This window comes from Mesorhizobium sp. M7A.F.Ca.ET.027.02.1.1 (assembly GCF_004022985.1).
Lineage (GTDB): Bacteria > Pseudomonadota > Alphaproteobacteria > Rhizobiales > Rhizobiaceae > Mesorhizobium.
Genome location: NZ_RZOL01000131.1, coordinates 1 through 14,925, shown reverse-complemented (window position 1 = coordinate 14,925; position 14,925 = coordinate 1). Strand labels below are relative to the sequence as shown.

The window sequence follows — 14,925 nt, the reverse complement described above, 5'->3', positions numbered from 1 at the left end:
ACCTTGCGCTGCAGCCCCTTGATCTCGTGGCGCAAGTGCACGCGCACCTTGGCGTCGAGCGCCGACAGCGGCTCGTCGAGCAGAAGCAGGCCGGGCGAGGTGGCGATGGCCCGGGCGAGCGCGATGCGCTGCTGCTGCCCGCCGGAAAGCTGCGCTGGGTATTTCTTCGCCTGATCGGACAAGCCGACCAGCATGAGCAATTCCTTGACGCGGGCATCGATCTCGGCGCGCGGCCGTTTGGTGTTTTCCAGGCCAAAGGCGATGTTCCTTTCAATCGTCAGATTGGGAAACAGCGCGTAGGACTGAAACACGATGCCGTAGTCGCGTTTTGACGGCGGCAGCGTTGAGATATCCCTGCCCCCCTGGCGGACGACGCCTCTGGTCTGCAGGTCGAGGCCGGCGACGGCGCGCAGCAGCGTGGTCTTGCCGCAACCCGAAGGGCCGAGAAAACAGATGAATTCGCCTTCGTTGATGTCGAGCGAGATGTCCTTCAGCGCATGGAACTCGCCGAAGGCCTTCCAGAGATGTTCGATCTGTAGGTAGGCCGTGTTGCCGGCAGCGGTCATGGGATGCACCTCGGCCAGCGTTGCCGATAGATCAGCGACGGGTTCGTGTCTCATTTTGACCATCCGGGAAGAGTTACGAGAAGGGCGCCGTCAGAGCGGCGCCCTGTCGAAATGCTCTGCGTCTAGCTCTTGGGCTCAGACTTGGCGTCGTAGCGCTTCGTCCACTCGTCGAGAATGGCCTTGCGGTGGTTGGCCGCCCACTCGAAGTCATTGTCGATCATCTTGGACTCGATATCTGCGGGCAGGAATTCGACCGGCTTGGCGACATTCGGCATAGCCAGAACCGCATAACCTACATTGTACATCTCGTTGGCCTCCTTGCTGATCGACCAGTCGAGCAGCGTTTTGGCGGCTTCGAGATTTTTCGTTCCCGCAACGATCGCGGATGCCTCCATGTCCCAGCCGATGCCTTCGGACGGGATGACGATGTCGAGGGGGGCTCCCTCCTTCTTCGATTTCGCGGCGCGGAACTCGAACGAGATGCCGATTGCGGTTTCACCGGCGGCGGCCATTTTGCACGGCTTCGAACCAGAATGCGTGTAGGCATCAATATTCTGATGCAGGGCGTCCATATAGGCCCAACCATCCTTCTCGCCGAACAACTGCAGCCAGCTCGATACATCGAGGAAGCCGGTGCCGGACGAGGCCGGGTTCGGCATCACGATGTGACCCTTGTATTCCGGCTTGGTAAGATCTTTCCAGCTGGTCGGCTCGGTGAGGCCAAGCTTTTTGCCCTCCACGGTGTTGAAGCAGATCGAAGCCGCCCAGGCGTCCATGCCAACCCAGGCCGGTGGCGTGTCCTTGTCGACAAACTTCGGCTTGAGTAATTCGACGCCTTTTGGCGCATAGGGCTCAAGCATGCCTTCGGTCTTCAGCACCAGAAGCGATGTAGCGGCAAGGCCCCAGACAACGTCGGCCTGCGGATTGTCCTTTTCGGCCAACAGCTTGGCGGTAACGACACCCGTGGAGTCGCGGACAAAGTTCAGTTTGATGTCGGGATGGCTCTTTGTGAAAGTCTCGGCGTAGCGGGCGAGATCTTCGGCTTCAATGGCGGTATAGACTGTCAGTTCGGAGGTTTCGGCAAAGGCGGCGGATGACATCAATGCCGCGGCGAAGGCCATTGCGATAGTTGCGTTGCGTGATTTCACGATTCAGTTCCCCTTTGATTGTTGGCACATTCTGCGATGCACTGTGACGATCTCGCCGGTGGACCTTGCGGCCCTGTAGCGCTTGTGGATTTCGTCGTTGGGTCAACTCTGGGGATTGGTGATCGATAAGTAAAATCTATTTATTTTATGACAGGCAAACTTCTCCTGATAGTTGTCATGGAACTGTCGCATGCCTGTTGCGGCCGCGATTTCGCGCTTGCGAAAGCCCACGATTGGCAACGGTCAGCCGAACGAAACGCCCGTTGTCTGTGCCCGCAAACGCGGGTCGGACGAGCGGACAGTCACCACCAGATCGACCCCCCCCCTCGCCCGCAAGCCCGCGTCGATTTCAGGGCATTCGAGCTCGCGGTCGGTGCGCACGGCCTTCATGGTCAGGCCGCCAGCACGGCGGTCTCGAGGATGTCGAGCGCACGATCGAGATCAGCTTTCGAAATGACCAGCGGCGGCGACAGCGTCAGCACATTGCCCTGGCTGACCTTGAAGCTCAGCCCCTGCCCCAGGCAAGCATAGAAGACGCGTTCGGCGAGATCGCGCGCCGGCTCGCGCGTATCGCGATCCTCGACGAGCTCGACGCCGACCATCAGTCCCCTGCCCCTGACGTCGCCGACATGGGGCGAGCGCGCCATCAGGTGCTGCATACGCTCCAGCATGTGCCGGCCAATTTCGGCCGCGCGTTCGACCAATCCTTCCTCCAGGATGATGTCGATCGTTGTCAGTGCGGCGCGGGTCGTCACCGGGTTCTTCTCGTGGGTGTAGTGGCCGATCGCGAAGCCACCGGTGACGTCGAGGTCGCGGCGCGCGATGACGGCGGCGATCGGCAGGATGCCGCCGCCGAGCGACTTGCCGAGGACGACGATGTCGGGCGTCACATCATCATGCTCGTGGGCGAAGAATTTTCCCGTCTTGCCCAGCCCGGTCGGGATCTCGTCGAAGATCAGCAGCGTGCCGTGCCGGTCGCAGGCTTCGCGAACCCGCTTCCAGAAACCGGGCGGCGGCGGGTTGGGCGTCGCCCGCATCGGTTCTGCGACGACCGCCGCCACGTCCTGTTCGCGGCCGAGCACATAGGCGATCATGTTGGCGCAAGCGAGCCCCGAGGTTTCGAGGGAATCGTGGCCATAGGGACAGCGATAGCCGTCCCAGGGTGCGACGTGCTCGGTGCCGGTCATCATCGGGCCTGATATGTGCGAGCGGAAGGTCGCCTCGCCGCCGACGCTTGCAGCGCCGAAGCCGGCCCCGTGGAACGCATCCCAGAACGACACCGTCTTGAAGCGGCCGGTCGCGGCGCGGGCGATCTTCAGCGCGACCTCGATGGCATCCGAACCACCGGTGGTGAACAGCACCTTGCCGAGATCGCCGGGCGCCAATGCCGCCAGCTTCTCCGCCAGCTCGACAGCGGGCTCGCAGGTAAAGCGGCGCGGCGCAAAGCAGAGCTCATCGAGCTGCTTTTTGATCGCCGTGACCAGCCTTGGATGGCCGTAGCCGAGGTGATGCACGCTGTTGCCGTGGAAATCCATGAAGCGGCGGCCAGCGGTGTCCTCGATCCAGATGCCTTGCGCCTTCGCGATGGTCGAAAGGCAGGGGCTGGACAGACTCTGGTGCATGAAGGCAGCCGCGTCGCGATCGAGCAAGCCGCGGATCCGCGGATCGTCATGCCCGGCATCCCATCGGCCGCGAGCCGCTGTGGTGTTGGAATCGCCTTCGGTGTGCACAAGCTCTTTGATCGCGGCCATCATGGTCTCCGAAACGCGAATGAGGGAGCGGCGAACGCTCCCTCCATTGTTTATCCGTCAATGCCGCCCGGTCAGGACCAGGGCAGCGAAAATGTCTTCACATTGGTGTAGCTCTTCATCGCCTCGATGACGCCTTCCTTGTAGCCATTGCCCGAATCCTTGATGCCGCCGAAGGGCGACATCTCGATGCGGTAGCCCGGCACTTCCCAGATGTTGACGGTGCCGACCTGAAGGCCGGCGATGTATTTCTGCATGCGCGGAAAAGAGTTGGTGCAGACGCCCGACGACAGGCCGAAGGCGGTCGAGTTGGACAGTGCGATCAGCGCATCATCGTCGTCCGGCGCGCGAACGATCGGGATGATCGGGCCGAACGTCTCCTCCATCACCAATTCGGATGTGTGAGGAACGCGATCGACGACGATCGGCGGCAGCAACGCGCCCTGACGACCCGGATTGTAGAGGATTTCGGCGCCCTGCTCGGCGGCCATGTGGACGCGGGCTTCGAACAGCGCCGCCGCCTTCTCGTGCACGACGGTGCCAAGGTCGGTCGAGCGGTCCATCGGATCGCCGAAGCGGATTTTTTTCGCCCGCTCCAGCACCAGCGGCACGAAGCGGTCGGCGACGCTTTCCTGAACCAGGATGCGCTTGACCGCGGTGCAGCGCTGGCCGGAGTTCTTTGTCGCGCCGGCGACGGCCAGATCCGCGGCTCTGGCCAGATCCTCGTCGGAGAGATCGTTGAGGATGATCAGCGGGTCGTTGCCGCCGAGTTCCAGCACCTGGCGCTTGTAGCCGGCGGTGCGGGCGATCATCTTGCCGACCGGCACGCCGCCGGTGAAAGTGATCAGGTCGATATTGTCGTTGGTGATCATCTCGTTGCCGATGTCTGCGGGCCAGCCGGTCACCACCGACAGCATTTCGGGCGGCAGACCGGCTTCATAGAGAATGTCGGCCAGGAGAAGCGCCGTCATCGGCGTCAATTCGGTCGGCTTGACCACCACGCAATTGTTGGTGGCGATCGCCGGCGCCACCTTGTGCGAGACCATGTTGAGCGGGTGGTTGAACGGCGTGATCGCCGAGATCGCCTTCAACGGCTCGCGGGTGGTGAAGATCTTGCGCGCCTTGCCGTGCGGGGTGAGGTCGCAGGAGAAGATCTGGCCGTCGTCCTGGATGCACATCTGCGCCGACAGCGTGAACACGTCATAGGCACGGCCGACCTCATAGAGCGAGTCCGTCTTGGAGATGCCGAGCTCGAGCGTGATGAGATCGGAGATTTCTTCGCGGCGCGACGCCAATGCCTCGGCGGCGCGGAACAGGATCTGCTGACGCTCGTAGCGCGTCAGCTTCGATTTGTAGCTGGCGGCGATCTCGAATGCTTTTCGCGCGTGCTCGGCACGCCCGGCCGGCACGGTGCCGATGACGGTGTCGTTCCAGGGGTAGCGCACCTCGACGACGCCGTCGGCATCAACTTTCTTGCCGGCAATGCGCATCGGCTCGTGGCGGACTGTGATGGCTGGGTCGAGCTTGGTCATGGGTTCTGCTCCAGCAGATTCTTGGGTACGTCGCGGGGTCGACCCCCACTCCGGCCCTCCGGGCCACCTCTCCCCCGATCGACGGGGGAGAGGAAATCAGGCGAAGTCGGCGCCCCCACGTTTCCCGGCTAAGCCGCGGCTAACCCTGGCGCCTTCCTCTCCCCCGTCGATCGGGGGAGAGGTGCCGAGCGTAGCGAGGCGGAGTGGGGGGTCCACACTAGCGCTCAGCCCGCCAGTGCCGCCGCCATTGTGGCGTAGTAAAAGGCGTCGAAGTTTCTCAACACAGGTTCATCAGGCAATTCCGGCAGCACACGATTGACGATGAACGGCACCTCCTGCTCGGTCAGCCCACCATGCGACCGTAGCGGTTCGTTCAGAGCCGCCAGGTCATGGCGATGTTCTGAGGTGCCGATCGTCTTGTTCTCGGTCGAGATCAGCACGATGTCGCCGATGCGATCTGCCGGCAGCTCAAAGCGCTCGCACGCCGTCGGGCTGTCGACGACCAGCATGATGCCGTCGATCTTCGCCAGCCGGGCCATGATGCCGGCCTGATCTGCGCCATCAGGCAGATAGGCGGTGGCAAACGAGCCGAGCGCGCCGTGATGCACGACATAGGGGTCGGTGATCGGCAGGATGACGCGGGCGGCGTCCTTGCCCAGCCACTCGTCGAGAAGGTCCTGGACATAGACGACGTCGGGCGAACCGTCCGCCTTGTGCTTGGGCTTCATGCCATGGTCGGCGGTGACGACGATCGCCGCGCCGAGCGCATCAAGCTCGGTCAGGTATTTGTCGAACATCTCGTAGAAGGCGTTGGCCTGCGGCACGCCCGGCGCGTATTTGTGCTGCACATAGTCTGTGGTCGTCAGGTACATGATGTCGGGACGGAACTCCTTCAGCAGCTGCACACCGGCGGCAAAGACGAATTCCGAAAGTTCGGCCGAATAGACCTCCGGCACGGGCAGCCCAAAATGTTTCGAGGCATTGTCGATGCCGTGCTCGGCCCTGGTGGTGGTGTCGGATTTTTCCGCCGAGAAGCACAGCGCGCGGCCTTCATCGAAGGCAAGGCCCTTGCCAAGCAAAGCACGCAGCTTGTCCTTGGCGGTGACCACGGCGACCTTGGCGCCGGCATCATAGAAGGCCTGGAAGATGGTCGGCGCGCGCAGGAAGCGCGGGTCGTTCATCATCACTTCCTTGCCGGTCTCGCGCTCATAGAGATAGTTGCCACAGATGCCGTGCACCGACGGCGGCCGGCCGGTGGCGATCGACAGATTGTTGGGATTGGTGAAGCTCGGAATGACCGAGTGCGCAAAACGCACCGTGCCCTTCTGCTTGATCCTGACCAGAGCCGGCATCAGCCCGGCCTCGATCGCCTCGTCGAGATAGGCAGGCTCGCAGCCGTCAAGGCAGATGGCGATGGCCGGCACACGCGGCCAGGCGTAGGTGCGGCCGTTGACCGCGACGTTGATGGGAGACATCTGGTTCATCTGATATCCTCGAGATCAGCCGCTTCAGGCGGCGAGTTTGGCGCGTTCGGCGAGTGCCGCGGCGGGTGGGGCGGCGGTGTCGACGCCCATTTCATGAAGCGAGAAGGCCGCCGCCTCGACGACGCGGCGCATGACATGTTCGTCCATCTGGCCGATGCAGCCGACGCGGAAGCTATCGACGGCGGTCAGCTTGCCCGGATAGATGATGAAGCCCTTGTCCTTCATCAGATCGTAGAAGCGGTCGAAGGCGAAACTGGCATGGGCCGGGTTGAAGAAGGTGACGATGATCGGCGACAGCCAGCGATCCCCGAGCAGTGTCTCGAAACCGAGGTCGCGCATGCCGGCCACCATGACGTCGCGGTTCCTCGTATAGCGAGCGCCACGGCCGGCGACGCCGCCTTCGGCCTCGTGCTGGCGCAGTGCTTCGAGGAAGGCAGCGACGACGTGCGTCGGCGGCGTGTAGCGCCACTGGCCGGTTTTGTTGAGGTGCGCCCACTGGGCGTGGACATCGAGCGACAGCGAATGGCTCCTGCCTTTGGCAGCCTCCAGCTCGCTCTTGCGGGCGATGATGAAGCCGAAGCCCGGAACGCCCTCAATGCACTTGTTGGCGGACGAGACCATCGCCTCATAGCGGATATCGTTGACGTCGAGCGCTACGGCGCCGAACGCGCTCATGGAATCGACCAGCAGCTTGCGACCCTTGGCATGGACGGCTTGCGCAATCTCGGCGACCGGATTGAGGATGCCGGAGCTGGTCTCGCAATGGATGGCGATGACATGGGTGATATCAGGGTCGGCCGCGAGGGCCGCAGCCACCTCGTCGCCGCGCGGCGGCAGATAGTCGCCCTTGTCGATCAGCGTGTAGGCGCGGCCGAGATACTGCATGGTCTGCGCGGCGCGCAGGCCGTAGGCGCCGTTGGCCAGCACCAGAACCTTGCCATCTCTGGGCACAAACGAACCCAGCATCGCTTCAACGCAGAAGGAACCGCTGCCTTGCATCGGCACGCAGTCGAACTCATCGTTCCTGTCCCCGGTCAGCGCCAGCAGGCGGCGACGCATATCCGATGTCATGGCGCGGAAGTCGCCGTCCCACGATCCCCAGTCGCGCAACATCGCCTCCTTGACCGAATAGGCCGTGGTAAGCGGCCCTGGGGTCAGAAGATACGGCTCGCCCAGCGCCGGACTGGCCAGCGGCTCCGCGGCAAATTTCGTCTCGGCGAGCATGTTGTCCTCCGCTCGATCTGCGTTCGATGTGGCCTTATTCTTGGCCTGAATGATCTATTTGTAAAATCGTTATTTTGTATCGATGTATCGATTCTAACGATGGCAAGGATTGCCACTCGCCAGCGGAGAATGTCGCCCGTCAGGCGAGCGCCGGAGCCATCGCTTCCGCTGCCCCTCTCGCCAGCCGGCTTTCGAGCAGATCACCGCTCTGCGTCAGCAAGGGATAGGCGACCGAGGCCATCAGCGAGTTGATCTCCTTCAGCGCCCGCACCGCCTCCAGGTGGATGTCGCTGGTGTCGATGCTCTGCGGCATTCCTGATTGCAGGCGCTTGAGGTGACGGTCATGGCTCATGCGTTCCAGTCTGCGCATCCGCTCCTTCTCGACGACGAGTTGCCGCGCCGACTCGAGATCGCTCGACACCAGCACATTGAGTGCAAGCTGCATGTTGGCCATGACACGGTTGTGAAGCCCGGCCAGTTCGCTCAAGCCGTCGCGTGAAAAGCGCAGGTTCTTGTCACGCAGCTCCTGGGTGAGCACGAGCAGGTTCTTGGCGACGATATCGCCGGCGCGTTCGAGATTGATGGCGAAGTCGGTGAGTTCTATGCCGCGCTGCGCCTCGGCCGCGCTCATGCTGCCGCGATTGACTTCGGCAATGTAGAGCTTGATCTCGGTGTGGGCGCGGTTGACCTCCTCATCAAGTTTTTGGGCTTGGCGTATCTGGTCGGCGGTGCCGGCGTCGAAGAAATCCATCACCGGGCGCAGCATCACCTCGACGACTTCGCCCACGCGCAGCAACTCGCGGGTCGCACTGGCCAGAGCGAGACCGGGTGTGCGCATGACGGTGCGGTCGAGCGCGCTGGTGCGGCGTGACATCAGGTCCCCAGCCTCCCCTGCCTTTGCCGCTGGCCTGTCGGGGATCAGCAAGGTGGCGAGCTTTTCCATCGTGCCGGTGAACGGCAAGCAGCAGATGACCAGCACCATATTGAAGGCAAGGTGCAGGTTGACCAGTTGGCGGCCTTCGGTTGCGCCGAACAGATGCGCCGGGAAGGTCACGGCCTGAAGCGCAAACAAGGCGGCGAGCGCCGTCGTGCCGCGAAAGATCAGATTGCCAAGCGGGACACGGCGCGCCTCGACGGCATCGCCGCGTGTCAGCCACACCGCAATCAGCGCACCACCGCAATTGGCGCCGAGGATGAAGAGCAGGCCGACCTCGACCGGCAAGACGCCTTGCGCGGCAAGCGTGACGAACAGCAGGATCGCCGCGACGCTGGAGTGGATCAGCCATGTGAACAGGGCAGCTGCGGCAAAGGCGGTGAAATAGTCCGTGCGCAGATAGGAAATCACCAGTGGCAGCAAATTGCTCTGCCGCATCGGAGCGGTCGCCTCGCCGATCATATGCAGCGACAACAGGACGAAGGCGACCCCCATCAGGATTCGCCCGCTCTGCCTGATGCCAGCCACCTCGAACTTCAGGACCATCGCGCCGCCGACCAGGATCAGCGCCGGCACCAGCCAGCTGAGATCGAACGACAGCACCTGCACGACCAGGGCGGAACCGAGATCGGCGCCCAGCAGGATCGCCAGCCCTGATGACACCGAAACCATGCCGCTGGCGGCAAACCCGGCCGCCAGGATCGCGACTGCGGTCGAGCTTTGCAGCAGCACGGCAAGCACGGTGCCGACGCCCGCCGACCTGATCCGTGCACCCCGGGCTTGCCTCAGGGCATCACGCAAAGCGGGGCCGCAGGCCCGCTCGACACCCGTACGCACCATATGCACGGCCCAGAGCAGCAGCATGACCGCACCCGCCAGATGCAGCAGGATGATGGAAAATTGCATGGCGACGCCTCCGGTGCCAACGGCCGGCAGGGATGTCGACCATGCTCAGGCTGAGGGTCGGCAAAACATAAGTCAAATCGTTCCTTTCGATCTTTTCCTAAGCCATCCTTATGATAGGATGTCGGCGATTTCAGAAGTGTCGGAGGCACGGCAGATGCGCTACGTCCAGTTGCGAGCCTTTCACCAGGTGGCCATCTGCGGTGGCTTTTCACGTGCCGCCGAGGCGCTCTTCCTGACCCAGCCGGCGATCTCGGACCAGGTGCGCAAGCTCGAGGAAGAGTATGACGTGCTGCTGTTCAACCGCAACAAGAAGCAGGTCACGCTGACCCATTCCGGCCAGAAATTGCTCGAAATAACCCACCGCATGTTCGATACCGAGCAACAGGCGCTGGAGTTGCTGACGGAGTCCCGCGCCCTGCGTTCCGGCACGCTGCGCATCGTCGCCGATGCCGCACATCATCTGCTTCACATTCTCGGCAGCTTCCGGGCTCGCTACCCCGGCGTACAGGTTTCGGTGCGCGCCGGCAACACCGAGACGGTGATCAGCAGCCTCTACAGCTACGATGCCGACATCGGCGTGCTGGGCGAGGTGCCGACAGGGCGCGATTTCGAGGTGCTGAAACTCAACTCGACGCCGATCATCGCGTTTGCATCCGTCGACCACCCGCTGGCCGCGAAAAAGTCGCTCACCCTCAAGCAACTCGCGCAGGAATCGCTGGTCATGCGCGAGCGCGGTTCGAAGACGCGTCAGAAACTCGAAGATCTCGCAGCCGCCTCGAAAATCGAACTCAGGCCGGCGATCGAAGCCGAGGGCCGCGAAGCGGTCCGCGAGATCGTCGCATCGGGCGCCGGCATCGGCTTTGTCTCGGCGGCCGAATTCGGCCAGGATTCGCGGCTGGTGCCGATCACCATCGATGCTCCCGAGACCCTGATGGACGAAGCGCTGATCTGCCTGCGTGAACGCAGCGGCGGCAAACTGGTGCGGGCGTTCCTGGATATGGCAAGGTCCATGTCGGCGGATTAGGCGGCAGCGCGAACCTCCACCACATCAGCCTTCACCCGCTCCGACTTCGGATCGTAGGGGCTGCGCAGATGTGCTGTCGCGGCATGGCGAACGCCGGCAAGGTCGATCTCGAAACGACCACCGGTGAGAAACGCAGCATCGACGCCCGCCTCGTTCTCGATCAGCCCGAGCGCCACCGAGCGGCCAAGCGTGTGGCCGTAGGCGGCCGAGCGGACTTCGCCGACCGGCTTGCCGTCGCGCAGGATCAGTTCGCCGCCCCACAGCATCGGCTCGGCATCATCGAGCGTGCACAGCACGACGCGTCTTGCCGGTGCTGATGGCTTCGTCTCAACCAGCGCGTCGCGGCCGATAAAGCCACCCGGCTTGTCCATCGCCACAGCAAAGCCAAGCCCAGCCTGCCAAGGGCTGATATCTGGCGTCAGTTCACGACCCCAGGCGCGAAAACCCTTTTCGATACGCAAGGCGTCGAGCGCGTAGTAACCGGCATCGATCAGGCCAAACTCGCTGCCAGCCTCATGCAGTGCCTCATAGACACCGACGGCGAATTCGGTCGGCACGATCAGTTCCCAGCCCAGTTCGCCGACATAGGTCATGCGGTTGGCATAGGCGGTGGCATAGCCGATATCGATCTCGCGGATGGTGGCGAAGGGAAAGCCGGCGTTGGAGAGATCGGCCGAGGAGAGTTTGCCCAGCAGATCGCGCGAGCGCGGCCCCATCAATGCCAGTACCGCGTAGGACGAGGTGACATCGGTCAAGATTGCATGCGCGTCGGACGGGATGTTTTTGACGATCCAGTCGGCATCGTGGATGGCTTGCGCCGAACCGGTGACGATAAGGAATTTCTCCACGCCAAGCCGCATCACGGTGAAATCGCTTTCATAGCCGCCACGTGCATTGAGCACGCCCGTATAAACAGATGTACCGACCGGTACGTCGATATTTCCGGCGCAGATCCAGTTGAGCGCGGCGCAGGCATCGTGGCCTTGCACGAGGAGCTTGGCGAAAGAGGTCTGGTCGAAGACGGCGACGGCTTCGCGTGTCGCCTTCATCTCGCGCTTGACCGCCTCGTGCCAGTTCTGACGGCCGAAGGCATAGTCGTTTTCGGCTTTTTCTCCCGGTGCCGCGAACCAGTTGGCGCGCTCCCAGCCCATTTTGGAACCGAAGCAGGCGCCCCTGGCGGCGAGCCGGTCGTAGAGCGGCGACCGGCGGAACGGCCGTGCGGTATCCAGTTCGCGGTTCGGCCACGGCATGGCGTAGTGCAGGCCGAGCGTTTCCTTGACACGGTCATGCAGCCAGCGCGGATTGTTGTTGAAGGGGGCGAAACGCCTGATATCGACCGGCCATAGATCCATGGTCGGCGCGGCGTTGACGATCCATTCCGCCAGCGCCCTACCCGCACCGCCGGCGCTGGCGATGCCCATCGAATTGAAGCCGGCGCCGACATAGAAATTCTTCAACTCCGGCGCCTCGCCAAGGAGAAAATTGTTGTCCGGCGTGAAGCTCTCGGGACCGTTGTAGAATTTCTTGACCTCGGCCTCGGCCAATTGCGGCACGCGGACCAGCGCGTTTTCCATCAGGATTTCGAACTGATCCCAATCGTCCGGCAACAGCGCGAACTCGAAATTTTCGGGAATGCCATTCATGCCCCACGGCTTGGCGTGCGGCTCAAAGCCGCCCATGACCAGGCCGCCGACCTCTTCCTTGAAATAGATGAAACCGTCGGGGTCGCGCATCACGGGCAGGTCCGGGTGCACGCCCTCGATCCTGCCGGTAACGATGTACATGTGCTCGGCCGAATGCAGCGGCACCGAGACACCGCACATCAGCCCGACCTTGCGCGCCCACTGGCCGGCGCAATTGACGACGATCTCGGCGGCAATGTTGCCGCGATCCGTCTCGACACCGCAGGCGACACCATTCCTCTGGCTGATACCGGTGACCCTGACCCGCTCGATAATTTTCGCGCCGCCATTGCGCGCGCCCTTGGCCAGAGATTGCGTAAGGTCGGTCGGATTGGCCTTGCCGTCGCCCGGCAGCCAGACGGCGCCGACCAGATCGTCGGTCGCCATGACCGGCCAGAGATCAGCCGCCTCCTTGGGCGAAATCACATCGATGTCGACGCCCTGGGCGCGTGCCGATGCGGCCGTGCGCTTCAGCACCGTCATGCGGTCGGCGGTGCGCGCCACCGACAGCGAGCCGCAATTCTTCCAGCCGGTGGCAAGCCCGGTCTCGGCTTCCAGCTCGCCATAGAGCTGCGTGGAGTATTTGATCAGGCTGGTCATGTTGGAATGACTGCGCAACTGGCCGACAAGCCCTGCGGCGTGCCAGGTGGTGCCGCCGCTGAGTTGCCCCTGCTCGAGCAGCACGACATCGGTCCAGCCGAGCTTCGTCAGATGATATGCGACCGAGCAGCCGATGATGCCGCCGCCGACAATGACGACGCGCGCCTGCGTGGGGAATTGGTTTGTCATGGGAGATCCTGCCGTTTTGACACGAGCCGGATCATAGCAGTCGAATTCCAAATATCAACACAAAATGCCACAAAATATCACATCAAGATGCAACCATCAGCTCAGGCCCCTTGCGCGCAAGCGCTTCGGCGATGTCGGCCTGCGGCTTCGCATCGACGATCACGCCGGCGGCGCGTTGAAAATTCGGGATCCTGAGCGGCGTCAGCTTTGCGAACTTGCTGCTGTCGAGAACGAAGTAGGTTTTGGCGGCAAGCGCGATCATGCGGCTGCGCTGTTCGGCGCCGGCGCGGGTGAAATCGGTGACCTCGCCGTCGGGCGACAGAGCGCCCCCGCCAAGGAAGGCGACGTCGACGCGAAAGCGCGACATGGCTTCCAGCATGTCGATGCCGGAGGCTGCTTCTTCGCCGGGATCGACTTCGCCACCCAGCATATGTACGCGCATGCCTGAGACGTGGCACAGCAGAAGCGCAATCTTCAGGCTCGCCGTGCAGATGGTGAGATCGCGCAGGTCGGTCATGGCTTGTGCGACGGCCAATGTGGTGGTGCCGGAATCGAGGAACACCACCATGCCGTCCTTCACAAGACCGGCAGCTATCCTGCCGATCGCAGCCTTGCCCCGGGCATTCTCCTGGCTGCGCAGGCTCATTGCCGGTTCGCTCGGCTCGAAACGGGCAGCGCCGCCATGGACGATGCCGAGCTGCCCCTTATCCGACAGCAGTTTCAGGTCGCGGCGGATGGTTTCGCGTGAGACATCGAAGAACCCGGCCAGCTCGGCGACACTGACAGACCCGTGAGCGCCCAGCCGCCGCAGGATCTCTTCGTGGCGACGTGGAGCAAGGGCGCGCGCCGGCAGGCTGCTGTCGGGGGACATGATGATCCTGGATCGAGTATCGATGTTGCAATATGTGGCAGTGATCGCGCGCAGAGGCAACCGGAGCTCAAGCCACGCCGTCAGGATTTTCGCGACAGGCCATCTTCCCTGATCGCGCTGACCAGCGTCTCGCTTCCCTCGCGAAGATGCTGCCTCAGAATGCTTATGGCCTTGTCCTCCTTGCGCGCCCTGCAGGCGGCCAGCAGGTCGCGGTGCTCCGTCTGCGAGCGGCTGCGATAATCCAGGTTCGACAGGAGGATGCGGACGTAGCGATCTGCGGCATTGTGGTGCGCCTCGATCAGGCCGAGCAATCGACGGTTACCGCAGGCGTCGTAGAGAGCCAGATGAAAGGCACGGTTCAGCGCACCCCATCGGCCGACATTGCGCTCCGCGTCGATCTGGTCGAGCACCTGTTCCGCCTCGTCGAGCTTCGCGCCGGCGAGGTTGGGAAGCGAAAGCCGCACCGCCTCGCATTCAAGCAGTTCGCGCAGTGCGTAGATTTCACCGATCTCGGCGCCGTCCATCCGGGCGACCTGCGCGCCTTTTGTCGGATGGATGGAAACAACGCCTTCGGCTTCCAATTGGCGAAGGGCGTCACGGATTGGCATGCGGCTGAAGCCAAACTGCTCGGCCAATTCATCCTGGCGCAGCGAAGTGCCCGCCTTGATGGTCCCACTGGCAATCGCTTCGCGCAGGACATTGGCGACCTGTTCGGCCACGGTTCGCGGCCCCTGCATCACGCTTTCCGCAAATCTTTGCAATCGATGCTCCCGCTCACATAGTGCCAGCCTAATTGAAGACTCCCCATGTGGATATATGTATGCCCGTATACGCACACATTCTGCATCATTTGAGAGTTTCCGGTCGAACATGGCCGCTGACCTGCACGCCGTCCTCGGCACGCAGGTACAGGAAGCGGGGGACGGACAGCAGCGGGATGACCGCGGTCAGCAGGAACACCTGGTGGAAGCGTTCCGCTGTCACGATGTGGGTTTCTCCTGCGACAAGGCCCAGCAC

Annotated in this window: 11 protein-coding genes; 1 reads left to right on the top strand and 10 read right to left on the bottom strand. The window is 62.9% G+C overall.

Annotated elements, in window-relative coordinates; all coding sequences use genetic code 11:
* From EN749_RS16190 to EN749_RS16160, 7 genes are all read right to left on the bottom strand, one after another.
* Positions 1-566, bottom strand: a 566-nt coding sequence (locus EN749_RS16190) for an ATP-binding cassette domain-containing protein (RefSeq protein WP_128363517.1), incomplete at its 3' end; no start/stop codon positions are given.
* Between the two features lie 122 nt (positions 567-688).
* Positions 689-1,687 carry a putative 2-aminoethylphosphonate ABC transporter substrate-binding protein gene (locus EN749_RS16185; RefSeq protein WP_128363516.1) on the bottom strand — a complete coding sequence of 333 codons (999 nt, stop codon included), beginning with the start codon at positions 1,685-1,687 and terminating at the stop codon, positions 689-691.
* A gap of 419 nt (positions 1,688-2,106) precedes the next feature.
* Complete coding sequence (locus EN749_RS16180; RefSeq protein WP_128363514.1) at positions 2,107-3,465, bottom strand: aspartate aminotransferase family protein; 1,359 nt, start codon at positions 3,463-3,465, stop codon at positions 2,107-2,109.
* 71 nt (positions 3,466-3,536) lie between these two features.
* The gene (phnY, locus tag EN749_RS16175) at positions 3,537-4,994 is read right to left on the bottom strand and encodes a phosphonoacetaldehyde dehydrogenase (RefSeq protein WP_127811141.1); all 1,458 of its coding nucleotides are present in this window, start codon (positions 4,992-4,994) and stop codon (positions 3,537-3,539) included.
* Between the two features lie 224 nt (positions 4,995-5,218).
* Entirely contained in the window at positions 5,219-6,478 is a 1,260-nt protein-coding gene (gene phnA / locus EN749_RS16170) for a phosphonoacetate hydrolase (RefSeq protein ID WP_127266988.1), read from the bottom strand.
* A 24-nt stretch (positions 6,479-6,502) separates the two neighbouring features.
* Positions 6,503-7,702 (bottom strand): 2-aminoethylphosphonate--pyruvate transaminase, encoded by a 1,200-nt coding sequence (locus EN749_RS16165; protein ID WP_127408609.1) that lies wholly within the window; start codon positions 7,700-7,702, stop codon positions 6,503-6,505.
* A gap of 139 nt (positions 7,703-7,841) precedes the next feature.
* A complete protein-coding gene (locus tag EN749_RS16160) occupies positions 7,842-9,542 on the bottom strand; it encodes a Na/Pi cotransporter family protein (protein WP_128363513.1) in 1,701 nt (566 codons plus the stop codon).
* A 154-nt stretch (positions 9,543-9,696) separates the two neighbouring features.
* Here EN749_RS16160 and EN749_RS16155 point away from each other — a divergent pair, with 154 nt between their 5' ends.
* Entirely contained in the window at positions 9,697-10,566 is an 870-nt protein-coding gene (locus tag EN749_RS16155; RefSeq protein ID WP_013533042.1) for a LysR substrate-binding domain-containing protein, read from the top strand.
* Here the strand turns inward: EN749_RS16155 and EN749_RS16150 are convergent.
* From EN749_RS16150 to EN749_RS16140, 3 genes are all read right to left on the bottom strand, one after another.
* Entirely contained in the window at positions 10,563-13,037 is a 2,475-nt protein-coding gene (locus tag EN749_RS16150) for an FAD-dependent oxidoreductase (protein WP_128363512.1), read from the bottom strand. The two genes, EN749_RS16155 and EN749_RS16150, sit on opposite strands and share 4 nt — an antisense overlap.
* 82 nt (positions 13,038-13,119) lie before the next feature.
* Positions 13,120-13,908: a DeoR/GlpR family DNA-binding transcription regulator gene (locus tag EN749_RS16145; RefSeq protein ID WP_128363511.1), complete on the bottom strand. Its 789-nt coding sequence runs from the start codon at positions 13,906-13,908 to the stop codon at positions 13,120-13,122.
* An 80-nt stretch (positions 13,909-13,988) separates the two neighbouring features.
* Complete coding sequence (locus EN749_RS16140; RefSeq protein WP_245491420.1) at positions 13,989-14,780, bottom strand: GntR family transcriptional regulator; 792 nt, start codon at positions 14,778-14,780, stop codon at positions 13,989-13,991.
* Positions 14,781-14,925: the final 145 nt, after the last annotated feature.